Origin of the sequence: Paenibacillus terrigena DSM 21567 (genome assembly GCF_000374845.1) — a bacterium.
In the GTDB taxonomy this organism is placed as follows: domain Bacteria; phylum Bacillota; class Bacilli; order Paenibacillales; family Paenibacillaceae; genus Paenibacillus_K; species Paenibacillus_K terrigena.
Genome location: NZ_KB895436.1, coordinates 1 through 26,168, shown reverse-complemented (window position 1 = coordinate 26,168; position 26,168 = coordinate 1). Strand labels below are relative to the sequence as shown.

Below are 26,168 nucleotides of genomic sequence, written 5' to 3'. Positions count from 1 at the left end.
AACCTTCTCGGTGCTGAAATGCCGACTTTTTGAACACGCACTATTAGGATTTAAGATTGCACGTTAGAGCGGGTATCGCTGATTCTTTGCTTCAGCGCATCAGTCAGGGAAGACAACGTATTCGCTGCTTCCAATGTCTGACCCATGGATTCGAAATGTTCCTCCGAAGCCATACGAATATTGTCCATTTCCGATCTGGCTTTCTCGAAAATTTGCTCCGTCTGACTTAGCGATCCTGACACTTCATCCGTATGTGCCGAAATTTCCTCCACTGCCGCAGATACTTCTTGAATTTGCGTACTAACCTCTTCAATCGAAGATTGGATGTGAACAAATGTCGTACCGGCTTGATTCAATGAATCGATCCCTTTCTTCATATCCTCTGCCACATGGATGGAGGAAGTAACGGCATCACCAGCTTCCTGTTGAATCATGCCGTTAAGCCGGCTTACCTGCTTAGCTGATTCCGCTGACTGTTCAGCAAGCTTGCGGACCTCGGTGGCAATGACGGAGAAGCCGCTGCCGTATTCGCCGGCTCTTGCCGCCTCGATCGCAGCATTTAATGCAAGCAGATGCGTCTGGTTGGACAATTCCGTAATCACCGAAACGAATGTCTCAACTTCCTTGGAACGAACGCCTAGACGATTCACTTGCTCAAGCAAACTCTCAAGCGCTTCGTCGGTCTTGCTCATTTGTTCCATCGCTTCTTGGATCGATTCGCCTCCCATTGCTGCCTTCATTGAAGTTTCACCCGAGGTGGTCGCAACTTCATCGGAACTGCTCGCAATTTGCTGGATCGCGGAAGAAATCTCCGACATCGTCCTTACGGTGGTCTGTAGAACTTCCATTTGCATACTCGATTCTTCGCTCACATTACGAGTAGACTCACTGATGAGATCGGCAACAAAGTGCCCTACTTCGGAAGTCGATTTTACCATGTCTACGGCAACGTTGACATCCTTCACGAAATGCTCCGTTCTTCCCGCTACGTCTTGGAGCGATTCAGCAATCCGATGGAAATCGCGTACAGCCTCCTGTACCTCCGGTCTGCTTAGGTTCAACGTGTTCTGCGACAAATCGCCGTTCGCTACGCGCTTGATTTCCTCGCTGAGTAGAATCAGATCACTTTCCGCACTGCTCTTGAGACGATTTATGACAAAAATAGCCGCACCAAAGCTTACAATGGCTATAACAACAGAACCGATTATGAACGATGTCCATCCCCGTCCCGGAATGAAAAATAGGAATAGCAGAATAACAGTCAGCAACGGTATCGGCAATGCCGAGATCATAAGCCGATTGTCTTTATTAAAATTTAACATCATATACCACCTAATTATCTTTTTTTCAAATCGAACTTTCTAGCAATCTGCAAAAACTTCAAAAAAAGCCTGGAAACCAGGCTTTTCAAATACTGCTATTTAGCTGTTCAAGAATGCTTCCGCTTCATCTAGTTTTTCAAATGATACGACAATATCTCCAAACATGCGTTTCATTTGCATTTTCGATACAGCAGAACCTGTGTAATAGGCCCATTTGGTTAAGCCCTTTTGAACGGAAAGTTCTCCAAGCGGCGCCAATGCCGTTGCTACATCCTGGGTAAACAATTTGCCTTCGCTCAAGTCCGTTAATCCTGTATAGCCAGGCTTTACCTGATTAAGCACTTTAGTGTATTCCTGTATGTATGCCTCTACTTCCTCCATGGAGATGCTTTGTACTTTGACCGTAATACGGTTTTTTGATTCGTCGTAAGACATTTGAAACATGGTTAATTCCTCCTAAAATGGTTAATCTAAGATATATCAATATATTGATTCTATCAAAATAAACAATGAAGTAAAGAAATATTTGTCGAATTTTGTATTTCCGTGACAAAATAAGTCGAATTATAGAATTTATCTACCCAATTTCGTTCACAAGAAGTTTACTTCTTTGCAGTATTCAATCATCGCTTGGATCTGATTGGCATCCACCGGTTTCCACTCAAAGCCTAGCATATCCAATACCGTTACAGTCTTCATGACAGCAATCTCATACATCGTCGCGTCATGGTGTTGTTCCAGCCATCCGAAATGCAATATGATTTTCTCAATCTCTTCTCTGCAGTCATTCGCCTCATATTTCGCGATCATATAATCGATAAATTGCTCGAACGAACCTGACTGGACTTCCCACTCTAACCGACCGTCCGCCAGCAGATGGCCCATGCTCTCGCGATGCGGATTGAACAAATGGAAGATTTCATTCTGAATGGCCTCTGGTTGCATAAGCAGGACAACAGCCCGGCTGACCGCATCGACATAAGAGAAATCCGTGTCCGGTTCCATTTCGGGCACCATGCCGAGACGAATAAATGAACGCATCATGGTGTAGAACGCATTTTCCTCGATATTTTCTTGGAATTTTCCCGTGTCGGATTGGAAAACGATGTTACCCACTCTGTAAATACTCGATTGAATACCTGTCTCCCTGGCCGCGACAACCTTCTGTTCCGCTTCATATTTCGTTTTGGCATAATAATTCTCGTACTGCTGCCCCAGATCCAGATCGTATTCGGTGAAATAAGCGGCGGATTGGTCAGGTATAATCCCTGATGCGACGCCTAATGTCGAAATATGATGCATGGATTTGATTCGGTTCAGCTTCGCAAATGCAAGTACCCGCTCCGTCGCAATCACATTCTGCTGTTCAAAATCATGATAATTGCCGTAATGCTTGACGGTTGCCGCCGAATGCACGATTCCATCTACAATCCGGGATAACTCCATATAGTTCTCTTCCGATAAGCCAAGCCGCTCTTGGGTCAGATCTCCCTTATACACGCGAATTCTAGCCCTCATCATCTCATCTATTTGGTCACCGAAATAGAACGCTAATTTGCTGTGTAAACGTCCGATTGCCTGCTCATCGGTATCCCCGCGGATGATCACATGGACCGTCCAAGTCGTATGGGACAACATATCGCGCAGTAGATGAATGCCTAAGTATCCGGTTGCCCCCGTCAGCATCACATGGCTGTACGGTACCTTCTTTGCCATATCCAATTGACCATATCGTTCGTTCTTTAAGCGGTATTGCTCTTCGCGATCATCAAAACGAACAGATGAAGGGGCGATATGCTCTTTCTTCAATTCTGCGAGCTTCTCCATCAAGTGATTCGATGAAGTCTCTCTCACTTTCGTGGATAGCTCCGCAATCGTCTGATGCTCGAACACGTCATTGATGCCGATTTCGAACTGCTGCTGCAGCCTTGCTACCATAACGGCCGCTTTTAGCGAATGTCCGCCCAGCTCGAAGAAATTGTCATGAATCCCGATGTTCGTTAAGCCCAGAAGATCCTGCCATACCTCGGCGATCCGGCGTTCCGCATCTGTACGAGGCGCCACGTATTCATGACCTCCAACCGGTATGTTCCCGATCTCATGGTCAGGAAGGGCCCTTCGGTCTATTTTGCCGTTCGGCGTGATCGGCAAGGCCGGAAGCTGTACGAAGTAAGAAGGAATCATATAATCCGGCAAACTCTTCGCAAGATGGCTCCGCAGCTCCGTGACCGTCTGCTCTTCTTCCACGGCGATATAGGCGCATAAGTATCGGCCTCCGCTGCCATCTTCTTTGGCAAGGACAATCGTCTCTTTCACAGCAGCATGATTAAGCAGCGTGTTCTCGATTTCCCCAAGCTCGATTCGGAAGCCCCGAATTTTCACCTGATGGTCCAACCTACCTAGAAACTCCAATGTACCGTCTTCATTCCAACGGGCTAGATCTCCGGTTTTGTACATTCGTCCTTCGGCTGCGTACGGGTCTGGCAAGTATCGTTCTGCTGTCAATTGATCCTGACCATAATAACCTCTTCCGACGCAATCACCCGCAATGTAGAGCTCCCCCGGTACGCCCGGCGGCTGAACGTGCAGATGATCATTTAATAGATAAATCCGCGTATTGGTAATCGGCCTACCAATCGGCGGCAGTTCGGGTATCGCCCCGTTCGGATCGATCGTATGGGCCGTAGCCACATGCGTTTCGGAAGGTCCGTAGTGGTTATGCAGGTGCACTTGATAATGCCGCAAATGCTCCCTGAATTTCTCCGGTACGATCAGCTGCTCACCGGCCGTAATAATATGGCGAACTGATGTAGGGAAACGATCCGCGTATTCCTTCTCGTTCAATATGAATTTCAAGAACGATACAGGCATGAACAGAATATTAATGCCTTCCTCTTCAATCACTTGAAGCAATCTGCCTACGTCGCGGCGCGTATCATTCGTGACAAGACATAACGTGCCTCCGGCAAGCAAGGTTGTCCAAATCTCTTGCGAGCATACATCGAAGCTTAGCGTTGTAAATTGCAGCACTTTCCCGCTGTAATCGACATCGGTCTGTGTGTATTCATAATGAATCAGGTTTACCATATTACGGTGCTCAATCATGACACCTTTGGGCTTACCCGTCGTTCCGGATGTATAAATAACATATAACAGATTTTCGGCCCCGCTTCGTGTCAGCGGATTATCCGTCAGCTCGCTATATGCGGTTTCTTGATTCAGGTACAGCTCTTCGCCTTCAAAGGTCGTTTTTCCAGCTAAATGCGTTTGTGTCAGCAGAAGCTTCGCTCCGCTGCTGGCTAACATATAATTCACGCGATCTTGCGGATACTCGGGATCGATCGGTACGTAAGCTCCCCCAGCTTTTAGAATGCCGAGGAGTCCGATAATCATCTCTAGCGATCTATCAGCCATCAATCCTATGACTTCATCGGCTTGAACGCCTCTTGCCATCAATGTACCGGCCAGACGATTCGCCTTCTCGTTCAGCTCTGCATAGGTGAGATGCTCATTTCCGAATACCAATGCTGTATGATCCGGGGTCCGCAGCGCCTGCTGCTCGAACAATTGCTGAATCGTTGCTTCCTTGTGATATGGAGCCGCCGTATTGTTCCGGCCATCAATCTGTTCATGAATTTCCTTCTCATCCATCAATGCTATTTCTGACAGCTTGATGTCACCTGACACAACAGCCGCTTCCAGAATGCGCGCGAAATGTCTGCTCCAGCGTTCCATGGTCTCCTGCTTGAACAGATCCGTACGATACTGGAAATCGATATGGACCGTCGTGTCCAATTCCGTCACATCCACCATCAAATCGTATTTGGCAATCGGATCCACGTATGGCGCAGCCGTCACTTCCGCCCCCACCATCGAAGGGATGGTACGGCCCGTATTCTGCATGACGAATAAGGTATCGAACAGCGGATTCCGGCCTGGAACACGAGGATTGTTCAAGTCGCGAAGCATCAGTTCCAGCTCATACTCCTGATGCTCGATGGCGCCGATCACGCATGCCTTCACTTCCTGTAAAAATGCCACAAAAGACTTCTGCTTGTCCGGGTAACACCGGAGTGGCAGCGTATTAACGAACATACCCATCATTGTCTGCATTTCACTCTCGGTCCGGCAGGCGAACGGCGCGCCCACAACAATGTCCTCTTGACCGCTGTAGCGGAAGAGCAATACATGATAGGCAGCAAGCAATATCATATACAATGTTGTATCGGAGTCCGCAGCTAATTTTTTTAATTTCTCCGTCATTGATGCATCCAATTGTACCGAAAGCGTGTTTCCTTTGAAGCTCTGAATGTCCGGCCGCTTCATATCGGTGGGCAGCTGTAGAATCGGAATTTCGCCCGCCAATGCAGAGCTCCAATAATCCCTCAACGTATGACGCAACGGGGTTTTGTCCTGCTGTCCGTACCACACCGCGAAATCTTTAAATTGAACGGCTTGCGTAGGCAGTTCTTCCCCGCTGTACAGCTTGCTCCAATCTTCGAAGAACACGTGCAGCGACACGCCATCAACAGCAATATGATGGAAATCGAGCATCACATAGTGCAAATCGTCTGCACAGGCGACGAACGCCGCACGCATCAACGGGGCCTCGCCCAGCTTGAACGGCTTCACGAACGCGCGCATCATTCCCGTGACTTCCTTCTCATCGGCGGTCAACATCGACAATCGGAATGGAACATGCTCCCGAATGGTCTGCACAATCTCTTCGCCTGCCCACTCAAAAGAAGTCCGCAGCATTTCATGGCGATGAATCAGCTTTTGGAACGTTTGCTCAAGCCTTTCTACATCAACCTTTCCTTCAATACGGAGCAGCATTGGCGTATTATACGCTGTCCCGACCCTTTCCAGTTGTTCGATCAAGTACATTCGTCTTTGCGCCGGGTAAACAGTGTAATGGGAAGATACAGGCGCCGGCCCGATAGCGGAACGAGTCGCATTGCCACCGGTTTGTTCCCCTATTCTTAGCGCCTGCTCGCGGATCGTCGTATATTGGAATAAATCAGTCATGAGCAGACGCACACCGAACCGTCGCTCGATCTGTCCGCGAAGCGAAGCCGCTTGTAGCGAATGGCCGCCGATTTCAAAGAATCGTTCTTCTGGGCCAATATTTGCAATACCTAAAACCTCATTCCATATCTCTGCAAGCTGTCTTTCCGTTTCGTTCTCCATCACCGCCTGCTCAGCGCGTACGCTCTCACGCTCCGGCTCTGGAAGCGCACGCCGATCTACTTTGCCATTGGCATTGACCGGAAGGCTAGGAAGGGTCACAAACCGCGGTGGAATCATGTATTCCGGCAGCCTTACAGACAGGAAGTCCGTTAACTCCCGGGGTGTGCATGCTGCCAATGCAACAACATACGCACATAGATAGCTGGCTCCGTTCTGATCCTCACGCGCGATGACAATACAATCTTTAACAGAATTATGCTGCAGAAGCTGCTGCTCGATTTCTCCGACTTCGATTCGAAAACCGCGAATTTTGACTTGATGATCGATGCGACCCAGAAACTCAATGGTTCCGTCGGATAGCCATCTGGCCAAATCCCCGGTCCGGTACATACGTTCTCCAGCATGGAATGGATGTGGGACGAACTTCTCTGCAGTCAACTCCGGCCGGTTCAAGTAGCCCCGAGCGAGCCCTGCGCCGCTAATGCATAGCTCACCTGCTATACCGATCGGCTGAAGCTTGCCTGCCTCATCGATAATGAGGACTTCGGTGTTATAGATCGGCTTGCCAATTGAGATGTTATCCGTCCATTCCGTCACCTTGTGCGAAGTTGTGACGACAGCATTTTCTGTTGGACCATAGCAATTGTGAAGTTCATAGCCCATTGGGCGGTATGTCTTTAACTTATCGCCGCCCGTTACAAGCACGCGCAGGGACGTGTTCTCAAGCTCCATGAACTGCTCGCATAACTGAGTCGGCAGGAATCCAATCGTGATACCCTGTTGATGGAAATAGGCATTCAGTTCCTCGGCATCTAGCCGAATCTCTTCAGGAACGATGTGAAGCGACGCTCCGGATAGAATATAAGGGAATATTTCCCACACAGAAGCATCAAAACCAAAACCTGCATATTTAGTCGCGCGGTCATGTTCCGTAACACGGAAATGCTTCTGGTGCCAATACGTCAAATTGATGAGAGAACGGTGCTCAATCATGACGCCCTTCGGCGTTCCGGTTGACCCGGACGTATAAATGATATATGCCAGGTCCTTCGGATCAGACAACACTTGGACAGGCGCAACCTCTCCACGCGAGAGCAGTTCGTCACTGACTTCGAGCACTTCGCCATGAAAAGTCATTTCCGATCCAACGCCGGGTGTCGTTAAGAGCAACTGTGTCCCGCTGTCTTCCAGCATAAATCTCGTGCGCTCCGTAGGGTAATTCGGGTCGATTGGCAGATAGGCCGCCCCTGCCTTCAGAATGCCGAGGATCGAGACGATCATCTGCTTGGAGGCGCCGGACATGATCCCAATGATGTCCCCCCTCTTGATCCCTTTTCCCATGAGAATCCGAGCTAATCGGTTGGATTGTTCGTCAAGTTCCCTATAAGTAAGCGTCTCTTCACCGCATACCACAGCCGCATGTTCAGGCGTTCGATTCACCTGTGCTTCAAATAATCGATGAATCGTGGTGTCTTTCGGAAAATCATGTCCTGTACGGTTAGACGCCTTCAACATATGTTCTATTTCGTCGGCGTCCATCAAATCAATGGATTCAACCGCAACTTGAGGCTCATTACACCACGATAACAAAATATTCTCCAAATGGCTGAGTAAACGCTCGACCGTCGCTGAGCCAAATGCGCATTCCCGATAGAGCGCCTCCGCTTCAATCGATTCGGCTGCGATGGTAAAGCGAAGGAGCAGGTCACTTTCTTGCAACAAAGAATTACGCGAGAGTTCGATCGACTTCCCTATGCATACTACCGAGTTAGAAGGCAGTACATATCCCGTCTCCTCTTGCATCTCCTGCAGCTGTCCAAGCGACATTGAAAACGGCCGTTCTTGATTCATGACGGCCTGGGTTTGCTTAACCAGCGCATCCAATAAATGCGAGGAAGCCATATTCATATGAACTACAATAAGCTTATCCTCATCAGGCAAAAATGCAGCGTATGTGATCTCTTCGGTACGCATATAGCGATGAAGGAGTATAGACCATGACGTGTACAGTACAGTGGATAAATCTACGCCCGCCAAATCACAAGCTTGATGAATGGAGCGCAATGACTGTTTCCGGAATGAGCGTCTGATGGTAGACACTTTCACGCGGTCTATCGATTTTGAGTCCGGGACAAGAAATGTTTTATTATCCACACCTTTCCATTTGTTATGCCAATGTTCCTTTACGGTGTCCATATTGGCTAGAATCAAAGACATCATTTCACTCCTTCGGCGTTGAACCCTATTTGAGCACAAAAAAACAACTCTACCGAAATAAGGTGAGTTGTTTGATGAAATAACAAGTACACTTTCGGCAACTGGCTGGCTGATCAACGATAACCGTTCATGTAAGCCCCTATAGCTTTGCGTCTCCGACTTTCGACGGATTTGCCCGTTATTCATTTGTGTTCAAGAGGTTTGAGTTTAGTACATTTTACCTATTCTATTGTACTATGATATTTTCATTTTTCAACATGTTTCATTTCTTTACATTTCATTTACAAGAATTATTAATTTCATCGCTCAATCTGGCCCTTCTCATTGAGCACCCATCTTGCCCCTTCCAATCCACACTTGAGAAGCGAGTGATTAAGGCTTGATGCGTCGAAACATAAAGCTCGCAATCCAACTCATAATACGTTTCTCGAGCCAGCGGTTCTTCCCCTTCCTCCTGTACAAGCCGTCCTTGACGGATCCAGTAGGTATGTCCCTCTAACTGTCTACCCAGATGAGGTTCATGTACCGCAGTGACGATCGCTTTTCCTTGATCTATCAAATGCTTCAGTGCAGACATCAAATGGTCCATCGATTCCACATCAAGGCCCGAAAGAGGCTCGACCAATACGAGAAGATCAGAGGCTTTTGTGCATCTTGAAATTGACGAGCTGTACGCCCTTCCGCTCCACAATCTGCGATGCAATGACTACATATCCTCTACGCTCGAAAAAGGACTTTGCTGTAACACTCGCATCCGTGTTTATTCCCCTGATCCGCAATCTTGCAGCCTCCGACTCTAACGTGTTCACCAAAGCTGTCGCAACGCCCTGCCCTTGCGCATCCTTATGAACATAAAGTCGATCGAGGTACCCTTCCAGCGTCAAATCTGCAAACCCAACGATGCTATCACCCATGACAGCAACGTATGTCATATGGCGACGAAGTGAGCTTCTCCAAGCCGCAATCCTCGTCTCTTGATCATCGCGTGATGCCCATACATCAAGTTGTTCGGGCGAATAATCGCGCGCATTGATCGTATGCACCGTTTCATAGAAGAGGGTGACGATCTCCTCGATGTCCGAATCCTCATATTTTCTAAGTGCGATCATCCTATCCATCCCTCTTTATCTTCATTTAATCTGATGTGCACTAAATAACGTCCCGCCATCACTCGATTGCAGTGTATATTGGATCTGGAGCATGCGAGCGATATCTTCGATGATTTTTAACCCCAGCCCCTCTCGGCTGCGATTTCTATCAAAACCAATCCCATTGTCTCGGATCGTAACGACGTCATTCTCGATGCTCACCTCGAGTTTCGTCGCTTTTGAATGTTTTAGCGCGTTCTGCAAAATGTTATCAAACAACCTTTGAACCCATAAAGCATTACAGTTCCATATCAAATCTTGATCTACCGGATGAAAGAGAAGCTCGATCTCATGCATGCTATATAGATAGCCCCACTTCTGAACCATTGTCTCCAGTACATCATGTATATTTACTTCTTCTTGTAAAATATAGGAACTCTCTAACGTATCCGTAGACTGCAAATGAATTTCATGGGTCAATTCCGATATATATTGGATTTGTTGATATATCGACTCAAGGATCGGTGCTTGTTCTTGCAATTGGCCTTCCAGATAAAATAGCTGCAAGCGCACTGCCGTTAATGGCGTATTAATATCATGCCTTAATTTATTGAGCAGCTCCTTCTTCATTGCCTCTTGCTGTTTCAGTTCTAATTCACGATAGGTGGTTCGCTCAATTAATAAATTGACCGATCGAATGAGCTCACCCACCTCATCATCGCTATGAACCTCTATTTTGTTCGGAATCTTGTTATTGCTAGCCAAATTCCGGATGGTTCGGTTCAATATATTTATTTTGCTCAGCAACGAACTAATCGATTTCGAGAATAGAACGGCTAACACCACCAGCGATACAACAAAGACAGCCAACATAACAGGATAGGCAAAAGAAGCATGAAAAGGAATATGCTCATTTTTCGTTTTAAAAACGGAATTATAAATAACGCTCATCAAAACACCAATCGATAACAACAGCAAAGGCACGCTAACAATGGCGGACAATAATAGCAGCTGGTATTTCTTCTTTAATTTCATGGCTTTCTGTAGGTATTGAGCCGATACCCTTCCCCGTATATATTTTGAATGATTTCACCCGCGTGATCATTGATCTTGGCTCTTATTTTTTTGATATGCACATTGACGATGTTCGGGTTTCTATCTTCCAGCTGCCACAGATATGCCATGAAATGCTCTTTCGTTAATATCCGATCCCGATTCTCATAAAGATAGAAAAATATTTTCCTCTCAATGGCTGTCAAATCAACTTCATGCTGCATACTCATCAGGAAAACTCTGCGACGCTCTGCGTCAATATAAACGTGCTGGATTTGGGTAAACATGCCATAGTGTTTCTCCAGCATCTTCTTCATGCGCAGCAGCAGCTCCCGCGGATCAAAGGGCTTCACCATGTAATCCTCTCCAATGGTTAGACCTTGAAGCTTGCTATCCATATCACTTCTGGCAGATAGAAAAATAATCGGGATATTTAATCCGAGATGTTTGATTTTCTTCGAGAGTTGATACCCATCTTCACCCGGCAGCATCACATCCATAATGACCATATCCATCTCGCGGATGACATGAAGCACGTCACTTCCATCCGTCTTCCAGCATACGTTGTACCCTTCCCGCTGCAAAATTTTCTGCATGACATCGCCAATGACCACATCATCTTCAACCATTAAAATGTTATATCCTCTCATTCCTTCAGCCTTTCCAAATTCACTTTCTCGATAAATGCCGTCGCTAGCTTGTAGATCTCATCCGGGACATAGAGGTAAATGCTGTGCGTTCCCCGTAGTGTAATCACGTCGGATAAGCGTAGTTGTGCTGCGAACGACTTATAGTCTTTGTTTTTTTGAACCGTGTAGATCGAATCTTTGTATTGATCCGCAATCGCATCCAAGAATAATATCGGCGTATCTTGGGGATACGGCAAGTTAACGGACTTCACACTATTATTGTAGCTCTGCAGAAGCTCCCGCTCCATATCTCGATTGAAAAATTGTTTGTAGGACAGCGCCTTATACACATCTTTCTCAGGCTCCGTCAGAAAAGATTGCCGAATCACCTCAGGATTATACACCGACGAAGGCGCAAGGCGATGGAACCCTAACGTCGTTAATAGACTCGTTCCTCTAACCATGATTGAATCCATGAACCCCATCGGATGGGCGACATACTGCTGAGGTAATCCAATATCCAGCGCAATGATCGCCTTTATTTCACTTGGATACTTCTGCGCCCAGTAAATCGCTTCTATCCCAGATATCGAATGCGGGACGAGAATATACGGCGGCTTATTTCCGCTCTGAACGAGTGCTTCTCTTGTCTGTTCCAAGATCGTATCCACATCTCGATCATCGCCAAAAACATCGCTATACCCATACCCTGCTCGTTCGACGACAGCAATCTTGTCCTCCAGTGAAAACTTGCGATACATTCCCTTCAATTCATACACTGGAGCAACGATCCCCGAGCCAGCCATAAAGACATACGTGTCCTCGCCGCTCCCTTCATTGTACACATTTATTTTCTTGTTGTTAAAATGAGCCAGCACGCCCTCCCCCTTAAGAAGCGCCGATTCCTTGCTGAGTTGGACCTTGTGATTGATGAATACTGCGAGTGCTGCCAATAGCACAATGACTACCACTGCAATTCCAATTTTCTTTAAGACATTTACTATTTTCCGCATAGATATCTTCTCCCTTCAACTTCTTATTGAAAGGATAAATTAGAATAATAAATTTCTAGTGAATCTCGATTACGAGATTCTGAACAAACCGACGCTCCTTCAATTCCCCCAATATCATTTTCAACGTTTTCACCTCCATCCTATCGTTACGAACAAAACTCCATTAAAAAAACCACTCAGCCGCAATATCCGACTAAGTGGTTCATTCGATCCTGCCGTATCCATACGGGTTGGCATGATATGGGAGATGCCAACCCCTTGGTAGCGGGGGCTCTTGGCGAATGCGCCGATGAGCGCTACGGACTGCTTATTTAGGCTTCAAACCCAGATATTTCTCTACGAGTTTTCAAGTCACTAATCATTTGGGGCTCATCTTTATCTAGCTTATAGAACATGAATAATAGAATAACAACGGCATTTGCAATTAATGGTAACCATACAAAATTGAATTCAATTGCTAGCAAAGCAGATGGCGCTTGCGCTTGATTCGGTACATATTTCCCTAACGCTAGAACCCAAGCTGCAATCGCTCCCCCGAGCCCCATTCCGAACTTAGCACCAAAACTACTTGCTGCAGATAGTAAGCCTGGTGCCCTCACTCCTGATTTCCATTCTCCATAATCAATTGTGTCAGCAATCATCGCGAACAGAAGACCAAATGCAAAGCCCCCACCAAAATTACTGATTATGATACCCGTTAATGCAACAGGAACAGACATCATCTGTGCACCTAGATAGATAATACCTTGCCCCACAATACCAATGGCCATCCCCGTAAAGACCGCATTGCGTTTACCTAATTTTTCACTTACAAAAGGAACTAGTATAATCGCAAGCAACATTAGGATATTAAGGCCATTAACAAGCGGAATTAAGTCTTCTCTACCCAGGTTATATTTAAAATAATAAACAGTAGCAGGACCCTTTGCCGTAACTCCGATAAATACGAACAGGCCAGTAGCCAAAAGGATCCACCAAGGTGTGTTCCCTTTAATTGCCTTTATTCCTTCTTTAAAAGGAACTGGGCGATTGCCGTCAACTTGAACACGTTCTCTTACATTTTTAAATGTAACCAGGAAAAATACGACCGCTACACCAGCATAGATCATCATCGTTAACATAAAACCTTGTTTTTGATCGCCTTTTCCTAACGCATCAACAAGAGGTAGTGTCGCAATACTAACGAATATAGCACCTACTTGCGCCAGAATCATTCGAACCGATGCCACTATCGTTCTTTCCTGTGAATCACTTGACAAGCTTGGCAAAATCGAAGTGAGTGGCAAGTTAATACCTGCGTATAAAATATTCAGTAGAATATAGGTAATATACGCGTAAACCAATTTTCCTGTATCCCCGAAATCTGGCGACATGAACGCAAGAATTGAAATTGCCGCGAACGGAATCGATAACCAGAGGAACCAGGGTCTGGATTTCCCATATTTCGAAGTCGTGCGGTCAATCAAAACTCCAAATATCGGTCCGTCGAACGCATCAATAATTCTCGCTAGGAGGAATAACGTACCTACTGCTGCGACATTCAGTCCATATACATCCGTGTAGTAAAACATTAAATACAAGGTAACTGTCTGGAAAATAAGATTTGAAGCTGTATCTCCTAGACCATAACTAATTCTTTCTTTCCAGGAAACTTGTTTATTCATACATATACCCCCTGTGAATGTCAAAGTAAGGAAGATTCGACGAGCCGTAATGTAACCCCTTACATGTATGATTATAGAAACTTTTTGTCCATTCAACTTTCCGTTTCTTATTCAAAAATAGACCAAATTTCATGATTTTTATTATCAACAAATTAAGCGCTTCCAATAAAATCATAAAAAATGACTTAATATTAAAAACTCAACTTTCGTCAGAGCCAAAGCCGGCTTAAACCAATGTAACTACAGGCTTTTCAAGCAATCAGATAGACATCTTGCAAAATAAAAAAACACCGCTTTGTTTCAGTCTTTTCGAGACACACCCTTTGTTTTCCTAGTTCCTACCTTAAGTTCCTTTCCTCTCACGCAAAAAAAAGCCGAGCAAATTTCAGGAAATAATCCTGGATTCGCTCGACTCTGAAATGACTTTTAATTGCTAAATACGAGTTTAACTTCCTTGTGCTTTATTTGCCTTACACAAGTCAAGTTTTTATCACTGGACGCTCATATATATGACAATCCCCTACTCCACCGTAACACTCTTCGCCAAGTTCCGCGGCTTATCGACATCATTGCCACGCGCCAATGACGCGTAGTATGAGATCATTTGCAGCGGGACAACCGATAATGCCGGTGTAAGCAGTGGATGTGTCGCAGGAATCGCATATACTTCATCTACCGCTTTACCAAGCGCGGTCGCTTCGTTCACATCGGAAATACCGAAGATTACACCACCGCGCGCTTTCACTTCTTTAATGTTGCTAACCGTCTTCTCGAGCAGCGCATTCTGCGTCGCAAGCGCGATGACCGGAATGCCGTCCTCGATCAATGCCAGCGTACCATGCTTCAATTCACCCGCCGCATAGGCTTCGGAATGAATGTACGAGATTTCCTTCAGTTTCAAGGAGCCTTCTTGTGCAACCGCGTAATCGACACCGCGTCCAATGAAGAACAGGTGCTCATGTACCGCAATGGACTCAGCATACTCGCGTAGTGCATCCGTATTGTCTAGTATCTGCTCCACTTGTTCTGGCAAGGCGAGCATCGCTGCAACAATCCCTCTTACCCACGCCGTCTCTTGTGTCGAGAGCGTCTGAGCAAGGTACATGCCGAGCAAGAAGAACGCAATCAACTGCGACGAATACGCCTTCGTCGATGCGACCGCAATCTCAGGTCCTGCCATCGTCAGCATAACGCTGTCTGCTTCACGCGCTACAGAGCTGCCGACAACATTCGTGATCGCCAGCACATGCGCACCATTCGCCTTAGCTTCACGAAGGGCTGCAAGTGTATCTGCTGTCTCACCGGATTGACTTACGACAATGACCAAAGTCTCTGGCGTAATCAATGGGCAGCGATAGCGATATTCGGATGCCACTTCAACCTCGACCGGTATCCGCGCACTCGTCTCAATCACCGTCTTACCGACAAGACCTGCATGATAAGCCGTACCGCAGGCCACGATGTGAACCTTGCGAATGTTTGCAAGCTCAGCAGGCGACAGCTTAAGTTCAGGCAATGACACCGTTAGATCCGAATCGACACGTCCACGCATCGTATCGCGGTAAGCCTTCGGCTGCTCGTAAATTTCTTTGAGCATGAAATGATCAAATCCGGCTTTTTCCGCTGTCACTGCGTCCCAATCGACATGGATCATTTCCCGAGAAATAAAGTTCCCCTCGATTGTCATCAATTCGACAGTGTCTTTTGTCAGCACAGCCATTTCGCCGTCGTTCAAGATGAACACATTGCGCGTATGCTCGAGAATCGCCGGAATATCTGATCCGATGAAATGCTCCCCTTCCCCGATCCCAATGATCAGCGGACTTGCATTCCGAACCGCAACCAATCGATCGGGTTCAAATTCCGTCAATACGCCTAGTGCATAGGCACCACGTAAATGCGTTATCGCCTTCTGGACTGCACGAACAATATCTCCGTCATACTCCCGTGCTACGAGATGAGATATCACCTCGGTATCCGTCTCCGATACGAATGTCACGCCGCTCGCGATCAGCTCTTCTTTTAAATCCGTGTAATTCTCGATAATGCCGTTGTGCACGACCGAGAATTTCATCGTCATATCGGTATGTGGATGCGAGTTCTCATCTGATGGTTTACCATGCGTCGCCCAACGCGTATGTCCGATTCCTACCGTTCCAACCAAGGGCGCTCCGTCCAGATGTGATTCGAGCACTGCTAACCGACCTTTGGCTTTCTTCACTTGCAGACCCGCTTCTGTATACATGGCAATCCCTGCCGAATCATATCCACGGTACTCCAGCTTCTTGAGGCCTTCCACCAAGATCGATTGCGCATCGCGCTTTCCAATATATCCAACAATTCCACACATAATTCGTAACCTCCGTTTAGTGGGACGTGCATCACATCCGTTAGGAAGCTACCTATAACGCGTCTAACCGCAGCCTATTCAATTGTCCAAAGAACCATAATTCTCTTTCCGCCTTCCACCTGCATGACGCATGTGACATGAATGTTAGCTGCGGTCTATCCGACCGGCACTTCCCAAAGTGCAATACACATCCATGATTTTAAATAAATAATCAAAATATAATAGCCCTACCGCCACGCGGATCAGGATAAGTTCAATTGCTATGAAGCATCTTGCTGAAATCGTTGTCCGAGCCGTTACCAACTCGTTTTCCGTTTCAACTCTACGGTATGATGCGATACCGGAAGGTCCCCGCCGAATGTTTCGAACACCTTCACCTCGTCAGCTCACCTAGCACATATTTTCTCCGATCTGTGCGGTTAAGCTCTGGCGCTTTAAGTAACCATACAACCTCTATCCTGCCTTTCCTTCTGAAATCATACTTGCTATTATATACAGCCCTAGAGCATTTAGCAACTCGTCAGCGACATAACGCTACAAAAAGAACCCTTCCAGCATCCTACCGCATGCCAAAAGGGTCCTTCAGAGATTAGCTGAGCGCTTCTCTCACCGTATCTGCTATATGTGCGACATACAACTCCAGTTGGTCCTTATCCGGGCCCTCAGCCATGACACGGATCAAAGATTCCGTACCGGATGGACGTACCAAGACACGACCGTTGTCGCCGAGCTCATTTTCCACTTTTTCAATCGCCGCTTCAATCGCCTTGTTCCCTGGGTACTTGCTCTTGTCTGCGACACGAACATTGACGAGAACCTGAGGAAACTTGCGCATCATCGACTTCAATTCACTAAGCGACTTACCGGATTGGATCAATGTCTCCACCAGCTGCACACCAGTAAGAATGCCATCACCTGTCGTATTATAGTCGAGGAAAATAACATGTCCAGATTGCTCTCCACCAAGGTTAAATCCGCCGCGACGCATTTCTTCCATCACATAACGGTCACCTACGGCTGTACGAGCTGTCTTAAGTCCGAGTTTATCCGTTGCTTTGAAGAATCCGATATTACTCATGACCGTCGTAACGACCGTACCTTCGTTCAGCTTGCCCTCACGATTCATACGATCGCCGCAGATGCATAGAATGTAGTCGCCGTCGACTTCTTCACCCTTCTCGTCAATGGCAATCAATCGATCCGCATCACCGTCAAAAGCCAACCCGAGATGTGCACCATGTTTCACCACTTCAGCCTTCAACTGCTCTGGATGTGTCGAACCGCAGTGATCGTTAATATTAAGCCCATTCGGCTCTGCACCGATCGTAATCACTTCTGCACCCAACTCACGGAACAGCTTTGGCGCAAGCTCATACGCAGCACCATGAGCGCAGTCGAGTACGATTTTAACCCCATTAAACGAAGTTTTCACAGTGGAAGCAAGGAACGCAATATATTTGAATTTCGCTTCATCATCGACTTGAACGGATCCAAGATCCTTCCCTACCGGACGAGGCAATTCATCCACTTCTGCATCCATCAGACGCTCGATTTCGAGTTCCGTCTCATCGAACAGTTTGTACCCGTCGCCGCCAAAGAATTTAATGCCGTTATCTTCTACCGGATTATGCGATGCGGAGATCATCACCCCTGCATCTGCATCGAGAATACGCGTCAGATACGCAACAGCTGGCGTCGACACGACACCAATACGTACAACATGTGCACCGATGGATAACAATCCAGCAACAAGCGCAGATTCGAGCATTTGCCCGGATATCCGTGTATCCATTCCGATAATTACTGTCGGCTTCTCAGCTTGACGCGTTAAGACATACCCGCCACATCGACCGATTTTATAAGCTAATTCAGCCGTTAACTCTTGATTTGCAACGCCTCTAACCCCATCTGTACCAAAATATTTCCCCATTCTTGCGACCTCTCTCTAACGTTATTATCCCATTGTACGCTCATTCTCTCTACTCGGTTCCGCTCACATCCCCTGGCGTCTCTTGTGTTCCAGGTTCAATCGTTCCCTCTGCTGGCGTATCGGTTGGTTTTCCATCCACCGGTTGATCTTTATTGATATCTGGTTCTGTCTTCGTAGCCGGGTTTGCCTTCTTCTCTTCGATAAGCACCTTCACGTAGATCGTCCCCTGATCAACACGACGAATGAAATTTGGTAAATTCACTTGCAGCGCGACCTGGTGAGTACCTGGTGGTAGATCACTCAGATTCGCTATAAGCTGCACGTCCCCCGCTTTAAGACTATTCACAACCTCTGGAGCTCCCTCAACGGTAATCGACATGGTTCGGCTTGCTGGCTCCTCAATCGATGCTTTCAGTTGGTCGTTCGCTCCTGTTAACGTAATCGGCAGCTTATCCAGCACACGCTGAACGGTAGGCACGATCGTTATATCAAAGTTTACACTGTTTGGTTCGATTTTTTCAACCTTTCCAAGAACTGGAAGAGGCATCGTTAATTTTGTAGACTCTTTGATCTGGCTAAGGTCAATTTGAATCGAATCATAAAATTCAATGCTGTCGAGCACCTCTTGCGGCCCGTAAATGGCAACCTGGTTGGTACTTGGTGTGAAGGATGAGATAGCAAGTCCATCCGGCAGTTGACCTACAAAATTTATCTGCAATGGCACCAGCTTGAACGGCTTCGTAATCGGCAATTCCACTTCAACAACTGGCGGCGTGATGATGGCATCCTTCATCTCATGGCCCGTCTTGTCATAGGCCGTTAATTTCACCCGTTTCTGCTTCACCGACTTCTGTTCCCCATCAATCGGCAGCGTTGCTGACACCGAATGAATATCCTTCATTTGGCTTGCTGGAAGCGTCACGTGAACGCGATTCGATGGCGAGATAATCGGCTGTCCTACCGTATATCCCCTCGCAGGCGTGCCTGTCGTTTTAATGCTGACATCCATTTCCTTCGTCTGCATTTCCTCAATTTCCACGGTTACCCGAGATGGCACCATAGAGACAAGCTGGATCCCTTTTGGCATCACGTAGGTCAGATCGATATCATGTTTCCCTTCGCCAAGACCGGTTAAATCCAGACTTACACGGTAATCCTCAGGCATCGCTGATGTAAGCGCAGATGACTGACCACGCACCTGTATGCGTACAACCTCCGGTACCATTTGCTTCAGAATATACCGGCTTTGATCCAGCCCAACCGTCTGAATTCGAACGTCATCAATCACCTTGACATCGACAAGCGAAGACACCTGATTTGGTGTTCGATCATCCATATGTACAATCGCCCATAATAAAATCCCTAAAAACAACGCAATGACTTTCGAGATATTCGCATTATTTAGCCACTTATCCATTGGTGCCTCCTTTCCGCTTCCAGAAAGGGGTCTTCTCCGAAATCTTCTGCTTAGGTGTTAGCTCCGAATGGAGTTTGGAGATCAGCGATTCCTCTTTAATATCGCGCACGACAAGCCCATTGATGGCCAGTGAGACCTGTCCGGTCTCCTCGGATACAACAACAGAGATCGCATCTGTAACTTCACTGACGCCGATAGCCGCCCGATGACGCGTACCGAGCTCCTTGCTGATAAAAGGGTTCTCGGACAATGGCAAATAACATGCCGCCGCAGCAATCTGACTTCCTTGCAGAATAACTGCCCCATCGTGCAGCGGTGTGTTCGGGATGAATATATTTATGAGCAGCTCCGAGCTAATGCGCGAATCCATCTTGATCCCCGATTCCGTATATTCATTCAACCCCGTATCACGTTCGAAGACAATAAGTGCACCGATCTTCCGCTTAGCTAGATAGTTCACGGCCTTAATCACTTCGTTAACGGATATGCTCACATCCATCTCCTGAAAGGACGAGCTTCGGAACAGCTTACCTCGCCCGAGTTGTTCGAGCGCACGACGAAGCTCCGGTTGGAAAATGATCAGCACTGACACAACCCCGAATGTGAACATTTGATTCATTAACCATTTGAGCGTATAGAGATTGAACCATGTGCTAAGCCCCCATGTAATAACAAGAACAAATATCCCTTTAAGCAGCTGCACCGCCCGCGTCCCACGGACCAATTGCATAAGTTTGTAGATAATATAACTTACGATAAGTATATCGATAATATCTTTAATGGAATCTTTCCACGTAAGGCTCGTAAAATAATCCATGATGTACCCCCGACTATAACCTGTTCTGTACCTATACCTATAGGTTATAACTATATCCTTGTCGATGCAAGTTTGATTCATTCCAATCCTTTGTCAAAATAAAAAAAACCTCTCTTCAGAACAAAGAGAGGTTGGCTGCAATTACCTATACGAAACTTCCGAGAATAGATGGGTAATCCTGTACCACAACCAACTCATGGCCTCGTCGATTTTCGTTACTTGACCTGAAATATGGGCAGTTGAAGCCAAATTCATCGATCCATCGATTACGGTAAGATTGCCGTTCACCTCGCCATAGACTTCCGCCTGGCCATTCTGTACGGTCAAATCTCCCGCTACGCTAAGACCTCTAGGCACAATCACCTTATCTCCTTCGATAATCAACTTATCGAGATCTGGTCCCTTCACCATCAAGTCACGATCTTGATTCCAGAAACTTAACGCACTAATGAACATGACCATAAAGAACATCGCCGCCACCGTAACCGCAGGGTGATTCTTCATCCATTGCATCCAAACACGTTGCTTTGCTTTCTTAGGCAGGGATGCCATGATATTTGCTGTAACAAAACCCGATATCGGCTCAAAGTGCTGTGTTTTGGTGCCAAACAGCATCAGTTCTGTACGCTCTAACTGATCATAATGCTCCATACACGCAGGGCATATCGCAAAGTGCTCTTTTAACAGCAGTATTTGATCGGGTGCCAGCTCATTATCCAAATAGTCATGCATTAAAGAGAGGGCATGCTTGCAATCCATAGGAGCCATTCCTTTCACATCATTATGCTCAGTATACCGATACTGTAAAATACGTACTGGCTTTAAATATGTTTCAAAAATTTAATCTGTTTTATATTTCCATTTATGTGAACGATGCACCTATCGCCTCAACTGTTTTCCATGTCCATGGTATTCAACAATAACATTACTATAATTTCCGCTCTAACTTCTTACGTAAATATTCCCGGCCACGATGAACACGTGTCTTAATCGTCGTCACGGGCATGTCCAATACATCACTAATCTCCTGCAGCGATAATTCCTGCAGGTATCGAAGCACCATAACTGTCTTATATTTCGCAGGCAGACTCTCAATCGCTTGACGAATCAACTGCTGTGTCTCCGATAAGAGCAGCTCACTCTCCGGCGTTCGATCATCACTCGGTAGAATAGAATACCCATCCACACCTTCTTGATCATTCATCTCCGCATCCAGAGAATAGGTTGGTTTCCGTTTGCGCAACCGATCGATACATAGATTCGTACCAATCCGGTAGATCCATGTTGAGAATTTCTGGTTCTCATCGTAACGGTCTAAATTTTTGTACACCCTTAAGAACGTATCCTGCACGACATCTTCTGCTTCATGTCGATTACTCAGCATACGATAAGCGAGGTGAAATATTTTGTCTTTATAGAGTTCAACGATTTCAGCAAATGCTCGCTGATCACCTTTCCGTGCCAGCAGAGCGAGTCTTGTTTCCAGAGTAAACCCCTCACTTCCACATACTAACCCAAGCAATATAATAAATGGTAATCGACACCAATCGAAATTGCAAGGTTATTCATTAACCTTCTCTCCATATGAAAACCGAGCGCCATCTGTAGTCGTTGGCGCTCGGCTGTATAAAGAAAGAGGATCAACCTGTGTTCCGCAAGCCCGCTGCAATGCCGTTGATCGTCAACAACACTTCACGCAATAGCTCCGGATCATCTTCCCCTTGATCACGTAGCGTACGCAGCTCAGTAAGTAATTGTACCTGTAAATAGCTGAGCGGATCGACGTAAGGGTTACGCAAGCGAATGGACTCTTGAATAACTCGAGAATTATCTAGAATCTCTTGCTGTCCTGTGATCTTCAAGATCAGCGACGATGTCAGATGGAACTCTTCTTCAATAGAGGAGAAGATGCGATTCCGAATCACGTCATCATTAATCATGCCTGCGTATTCTTTCGCAATAATTAAATCGGCTTTGGCTAACGCCATCTGCAACCCGTCAATTAAGGAGCGGAAGAATGGGAAATGCTCATACATTTGACGTAATGTATCCAAGTTCTCTTCCTTGTCCTGATAGAAGCTCTGTATACCTGTACCTGCTGCATACCATGCAGGCATCAAATATCGGCTCTGCGTCCATGCGAATACCCAAGGGATGGCACGGAGATCTTCGAACCGGTCGCTGTTCTTCCGTTTGGAAGGACGGGAACCAATATTAAGCTCACCAACCTCTGGAAGTGGCGTTGATTCCTTGAAGAACGTTAAGAAGTCTGCGTCACGGAAGATTAGATCCTGATATTTTGTAAGCGATCGTTCCGACATATTCCTTACAATGTCTTCCCACTCACTCTCGTGCTCTTTCTTCTCTTCGCGACGAGCGCATAGCGCTGCTGTGATGAGTGCTGAAGTCGCCTGTTCTAGACTGCGGTAAGCGATTCCCTTCATAGAATAACGGGAAGATAGCACTTCACCTTGCTCCGTAATCTTAATCCCTGCCCCAATCGTATGCGGCGGTTGTGCCATAATACTGCGGTTCAGCGGCATGCCTCCGCGGCCAAGCGATCCTCCGCGCCCATGAAAGAACTTCAGCTTGACGCCGTATTCACTCGCTGCTGCTGTAATTTCATTCAGTGCAACGCGCAATTCCCAGTTCGCTGTGACTACGCCACCGTCTTTATTACTATCCGAATACCCGAGCATAATCTCGTGTTGGTTATTCATCGATCTAACCGCTTCACGATAAATCGGCAAGTTGAATAATGTCTTCATAATATCTGGTGCTGCATGCAAGTCTTCGATCGTCTCGAACAATGGGACCGCCTGAATCGTACAACGCAGGTCACCGTTCTTAAATTTCTTGAACAAACCTACTTCCTTCGCGAATACCATCACTTCAAGCATATCACTTGCACCTTGCGTCATACTGATCAGATAACTCGAAATACAGTTCACACCGAATTCGTCCTGTGCTCTGTAAATCGTACGATAGACATCGAGGCATTCGTTTGTAGATTCACTGTACTTAATATGAATCGATGTAAGTGGACGCGGATCATTCAATACACGGTTTAGAAGATCAATCTTCTCTTCTTCTGTTAAGGCGCTGTAGTCCTCCACAATCTGCATATGAGATAGGATCTCGGTCATCGCATTCTCATGCTCTTGGCTATGTTGGCGAATATCAAGCGTCGACATATGGAAACCGAACAGCTCGATTTGACGTATTAACTTACGGATATGGGTATCAGCTACGAAATCCGCATAGTGATAACGTAGACTGCGGTCAATAATCATCAGCTCTTGAATGAACTCCTGTGGTGAATTGTAACGAAGCGGTGTTCCCTTCGTCGTTTCATCCAGAATATTCGATAGCTTCTCGAGCATGAAGGATATCTTCACACGGTAAGGCTCTTTCTCGTTATGCCAGAACTCAAGACGTTTCACTTCAATAAGCTCACGATCTACTTCAATGGAAGCTTTGAGTTCTTCGGACACTTCGATCACACCCACACTAAATGACATCGTGCGGAGCAATTCCTTCAGAACCTGTTCATATTTAAATAATGCCATTTGGCGATGCATTTTCAGTGTCTCCCACGTGACATCGGAAGTAACCGAAGGGTTACCGTCACGATCGCCGCCGATCCATGAGCCAAATCGCAAATATGTCGGTACATGCCACTGATGGGCAGGATAATATTTCGTTAAGCAGCGTTCCAGCTCTTGATACACTTCTGGCAACACATCGAACAATGTCTCGTGGAAATAATAAAGACCGTTACGAACTTCATCGAGCACGGTTGGTTTACGGTCACGTAGCTCATCCGTCTGCCATAACGTCAGCACTTCATTCAGAAGCTTCTCACGTAATTGCTCACGCTCACGGAACGTAAGATTCGGATTATCGAGCTCCATGACATCTTCAGAGATCCGTTTGTGGATATCGAGGATCGCACGTCGCATCGCTTCCGTTGGATGCGCCGTCATGACAAGCTCTAATGAAATCCCAGCAATAATATCTTGAACCTCTTCATAGGAGATTTTATCTTCCTTCAGCGCAAGAACTACATTTTCAATAGAACCTGGTTGAATGGCTTCTCCGGCGGAACGCTCGTAATCACGTTTTCGGCGAATTCGATGATTCTGTTCAGCAATGTTCACCAGCTGGAAATAAATCGCAAACGCACGAATGACCTGATGCCGAATCTCCGGATCAAGTGACATAATGACTCGTTTGAATTCATCATACAATTCTGGGATAAATCCCGCACGTAATGATTTGCTCAATTCCCGGACTTTCTCTACTATATCAAGAAGTTCGTTACCACCTTGGTGGACGAGCACTTCACCCAGTATGTTCCCAAGAAAACGCACATCACGACGAAGCAAGTTATTTGAGTTTGCTTTCCCCACGATCAATGTAGACTCTGTCATCGTTATCCCCCTATCCATCTCTATATTCCCATACAAAAAAATTGCTTTCTAAACATAATACTATAAATCGACACGAAAATCTTTACTTTTATTATAAAATACAGGATTAATATTCATGTATTTATGCAAGCCATAAATTCGGTTCATCACACTTCATAATGATTGCTCAGCACAGGTTGCCCTCATGTCAGATATAAAATGTACATGGATATCCTTGTAAACCGATATCTATTTATTATTCTTCATAAAATCCAATGAGGACAACTGATCCGAATCCACTAAATCCGTTTGTGGCTTGTACGTCAGCAATATTATATAGGATTGAAACTCTTACAAAATGAGCACTTACCTATAACTATTCAGACTCATCTTGATGTCATATGGCAGATCTCCACGCACAAATAAAATACGCAAAAAGGAATATATATACACAATTATTCCGAATTTCAAATCATTTCCTTACAAATATTTTCAAGTAAATTTCAAATACTCCGCTAATATTCGGAAAAAAATTGGACCACTTATCTCGGTTCATCATTAATATAAAGTACAAATGCAGCACATGGATGGAGGGCGTCAATAGCAATTAAAAATCTCGATGAGGAAGAAATCTCTGCAGATGACTAGCCCTGAACGGCGTAGGGATAACCGGTCTCGGTGATTTTATGGTTGTCCTATCACTGCTGAAAGCTCGCACGGAGATAAAACAGCAACAATCTTCTGCAAATGATTGATGTTCTGTAGGAAAACTAATAAAAGCCACCTAATTGGTCTTACCCCCGTCAAGTAGACAGTGAAAAAAAGTCAGATTATGCAACGGCCGTTTCCCGGTACTCAACCGGGGGACGGTTATTTAGTTTTTTCTGAAATCTGTTGTGGTTGTAAAACTCTATGTATTCTTCAATCGCTGTGTAAAGCGAGTCAGCTGTTTTGGGGCGAGTAAGATAGATCTTTTCTGTCTTCAGATGTGAAAAGAAAGACTCTATACATGCGTTATCATGACAGTTTCCACGTCTAGAATGGCTTGCTATCATCCCATACTCCT

The 26,168-nt window shown here is 46.1% G+C and carries 17 protein-coding genes and 1 riboswitch; all 17 genes read right to left on the bottom strand.

Annotated elements, in window-relative coordinates; all coding sequences use genetic code 11:
- Window positions 1-50: 50 nt before the first annotated feature.
- Window positions 51-1,325 (bottom strand): methyl-accepting chemotaxis protein, encoded by a 1,275-nt coding sequence (locus C558_RS0129295; RefSeq protein ID WP_083927312.1) that lies wholly within the window; start codon window positions 1,323-1,325, stop codon window positions 51-53.
- 96 nt (window positions 1,326-1,421) lie between these two features.
- Window positions 1,422-1,766, bottom strand: a complete 345-nt coding sequence (locus C558_RS0129290; RefSeq protein ID WP_018759856.1) for a hypothetical protein — start codon at window positions 1,764-1,766, stop codon at window positions 1,422-1,424.
- Window positions 1,767-1,913: 147 nt separating this feature from the next.
- Window positions 1,914-8,708: a non-ribosomal peptide synthetase gene (locus C558_RS0129285; protein ID WP_245583904.1), complete on the bottom strand. Its 6,795-nt coding sequence runs from the start codon at window positions 8,706-8,708 to the stop codon at window positions 1,914-1,916.
- A gap of 114 nt (window positions 8,709-8,822) precedes the next feature.
- Window positions 8,823-8,915, bottom strand: a riboswitch (cyclic di-GMP riboswitch).
- Between the two features lie 91 nt (window positions 8,916-9,006).
- Complete coding sequence (locus C558_RS32190) at window positions 9,007-9,288, bottom strand: hypothetical protein (protein ID WP_211220816.1); 282 nt, start codon at window positions 9,286-9,288, stop codon at window positions 9,007-9,009.
- Between the two features lie 76 nt (window positions 9,289-9,364).
- Entirely contained in the window at window positions 9,365-9,838 is a 474-nt protein-coding gene (locus C558_RS0129275) for a GNAT family N-acetyltransferase (RefSeq protein ID WP_018759853.1), read from the bottom strand.
- Window positions 9,839-9,859: 21 nt separating this feature from the next.
- Window positions 9,860-10,852 carry a sensor histidine kinase gene (locus C558_RS0129270; protein ID WP_018759852.1) on the bottom strand — a complete coding sequence of 331 codons (993 nt, stop codon included), beginning with the start codon at window positions 10,850-10,852 and terminating at the stop codon, window positions 9,860-9,862.
- Window positions 10,849-11,520: a response regulator transcription factor gene (locus C558_RS0129265; RefSeq protein ID WP_026264196.1), complete on the bottom strand. Its 672-nt coding sequence runs from the start codon at window positions 11,518-11,520 to the stop codon at window positions 10,849-10,851. Before C558_RS0129265 ends, C558_RS0129270 begins: the two co-directional genes overlap by 4 nt.
- The gene (locus C558_RS0129260; RefSeq protein WP_018759850.1) at window positions 11,517-12,512 is read right to left on the bottom strand and encodes an alpha/beta fold hydrolase; all 996 of its coding nucleotides are present in this window, start codon (window positions 12,510-12,512) and stop codon (window positions 11,517-11,519) included. Before C558_RS0129260 ends, C558_RS0129265 begins: the two co-directional genes overlap by 4 nt.
- A gap of 311 nt (window positions 12,513-12,823) precedes the next feature.
- Window positions 12,824-14,176, bottom strand: a complete 1,353-nt coding sequence (locus C558_RS0129255) for a glycoside-pentoside-hexuronide (GPH):cation symporter (protein WP_018759849.1) — start codon at window positions 14,174-14,176, stop codon at window positions 12,824-12,826.
- Window positions 14,177-14,696: 520 nt separating this feature from the next.
- Window positions 14,697-16,526 (bottom strand): glutamine--fructose-6-phosphate transaminase (isomerizing), encoded by a 1,830-nt coding sequence (gene glmS, locus C558_RS0129250; RefSeq protein WP_018759848.1) that lies wholly within the window; start codon window positions 16,524-16,526, stop codon window positions 14,697-14,699.
- A 589-nt stretch (window positions 16,527-17,115) separates the two neighbouring features.
- Complete coding sequence (gene glmM, locus C558_RS0129245) at window positions 17,116-18,456, bottom strand: phosphoglucosamine mutase (RefSeq protein WP_018759847.1); 1,341 nt, start codon at window positions 18,454-18,456, stop codon at window positions 17,116-17,118.
- Between the two features lie 49 nt (window positions 18,457-18,505).
- Window positions 18,506-19,873, bottom strand: a complete 1,368-nt coding sequence (locus tag C558_RS0129240; RefSeq protein ID WP_018759846.1) for a CdaR family protein — start codon at window positions 19,871-19,873, stop codon at window positions 18,506-18,508.
- Window positions 19,866-20,690 (bottom strand): diadenylate cyclase CdaA, encoded by an 825-nt coding sequence (gene cdaA, locus C558_RS0129235; protein WP_018759845.1) that lies wholly within the window; start codon window positions 20,688-20,690, stop codon window positions 19,866-19,868. The genes C558_RS0129240 and cdaA overlap by 8 nt, the downstream gene beginning before the upstream one ends.
- Before the next feature lie 141 nt (window positions 20,691-20,831).
- Window positions 20,832-21,449: a zf-HC2 domain-containing protein gene (locus tag C558_RS0129230; RefSeq protein ID WP_018759844.1), complete on the bottom strand. Its 618-nt coding sequence runs from the start codon at window positions 21,447-21,449 to the stop codon at window positions 20,832-20,834.
- Window positions 21,450-21,618: 169 nt separating this feature from the next.
- Complete coding sequence (sigW, locus tag C558_RS0129225; protein WP_018759843.1) at window positions 21,619-22,212, bottom strand: RNA polymerase sigma factor SigW; 594 nt, start codon at window positions 22,210-22,212, stop codon at window positions 21,619-21,621.
- 118 nt (window positions 22,213-22,330) lie between these two features.
- Window positions 22,331-25,123 (bottom strand): phosphoenolpyruvate carboxylase, encoded by a 2,793-nt coding sequence (gene ppc, locus C558_RS0129220; protein WP_018759842.1) that lies wholly within the window; start codon window positions 25,121-25,123, stop codon window positions 22,331-22,333.
- An 809-nt stretch (window positions 25,124-25,932) separates the two neighbouring features.
- Window positions 25,933-26,168, bottom strand: a 236-nt coding sequence (locus C558_RS32185) for an IS3 family transposase (protein ID WP_018759841.1), incomplete at its 5' end; no start/stop codon positions are given.

Excerpts from the sequence above, each read along its gene's own strand:
- C558_RS0129295 (WP_083927312.1), bottom strand. The coding sequence starts at position 1,325 with ATGATGTTAAATTTTAATAAAGACAATCGGCTTATGATCTCGGCATTG.
- C558_RS0129290 (WP_018759856.1), bottom strand. The coding sequence starts at position 1,766 with ATGTTTCAAATGTCTTACGACGAATCAAAAAACCGTATTACGGTCAAA.
- C558_RS0129285 (WP_245583904.1), bottom strand. The coding sequence starts at position 8,708 with ATGGACACCGTAAAGGAACATTGGCATAACAAATGGAAAGGTGTGGAT.
- C558_RS0129275 (WP_018759853.1), bottom strand. The coding sequence starts at position 9,838 with ATGATCGCACTTAGAAAATATGAGGATTCGGACATCGAGGAGATCGTC.
- C558_RS0129270 (WP_018759852.1), bottom strand. The coding sequence starts at position 10,852 with ATGAAATTAAAGAAGAAATACCAGCTGCTATTATTGTCCGCCATTGTT.
- C558_RS0129265 (WP_026264196.1), bottom strand. The coding sequence starts at position 11,520 with ATGAGAGGATATAACATTTTAATGGTTGAAGATGATGTGGTCATTGGC.
- C558_RS0129260 (WP_018759850.1), bottom strand. The coding sequence starts at position 12,512 with ATGCGGAAAATAGTAAATGTCTTAAAGAAAATTGGAATTGCAGTGGTA.
- C558_RS0129255 (WP_018759849.1), bottom strand. The coding sequence starts at position 14,176 with ATGAATAAACAAGTTTCCTGGAAAGAAAGAATTAGTTATGGTCTAGGA.
- glmS (WP_018759848.1), bottom strand. The coding sequence starts at position 16,526 with ATGTGTGGAATTGTTGGATATATTGGAAAGCGCGATGCGCAATCGATC.
- glmM (WP_018759847.1), bottom strand. The coding sequence starts at position 18,456 with ATGGGGAAATATTTTGGTACAGATGGGGTTAGAGGCGTTGCAAATCAA.
- C558_RS0129240 (WP_018759846.1), bottom strand. The coding sequence starts at position 19,873 with ATGGATAAGTGGCTAAATAATGCGAATATCTCGAAAGTCATTGCGTTG.
- cdaA (WP_018759845.1), bottom strand. The coding sequence starts at position 20,690 with ATGGATTATTTTACGAGCCTTACGTGGAAAGATTCCATTAAAGATATT.
- C558_RS0129230 (WP_018759844.1), bottom strand. The coding sequence starts at position 21,449 with ATGGATTGCAAGCATGCCCTCTCTTTAATGCATGACTATTTGGATAAT.
- ppc (WP_018759842.1), bottom strand. The coding sequence starts at position 25,123 with ATGACAGAGTCTACATTGATCGTGGGGAAAGCAAACTCAAATAACTTG.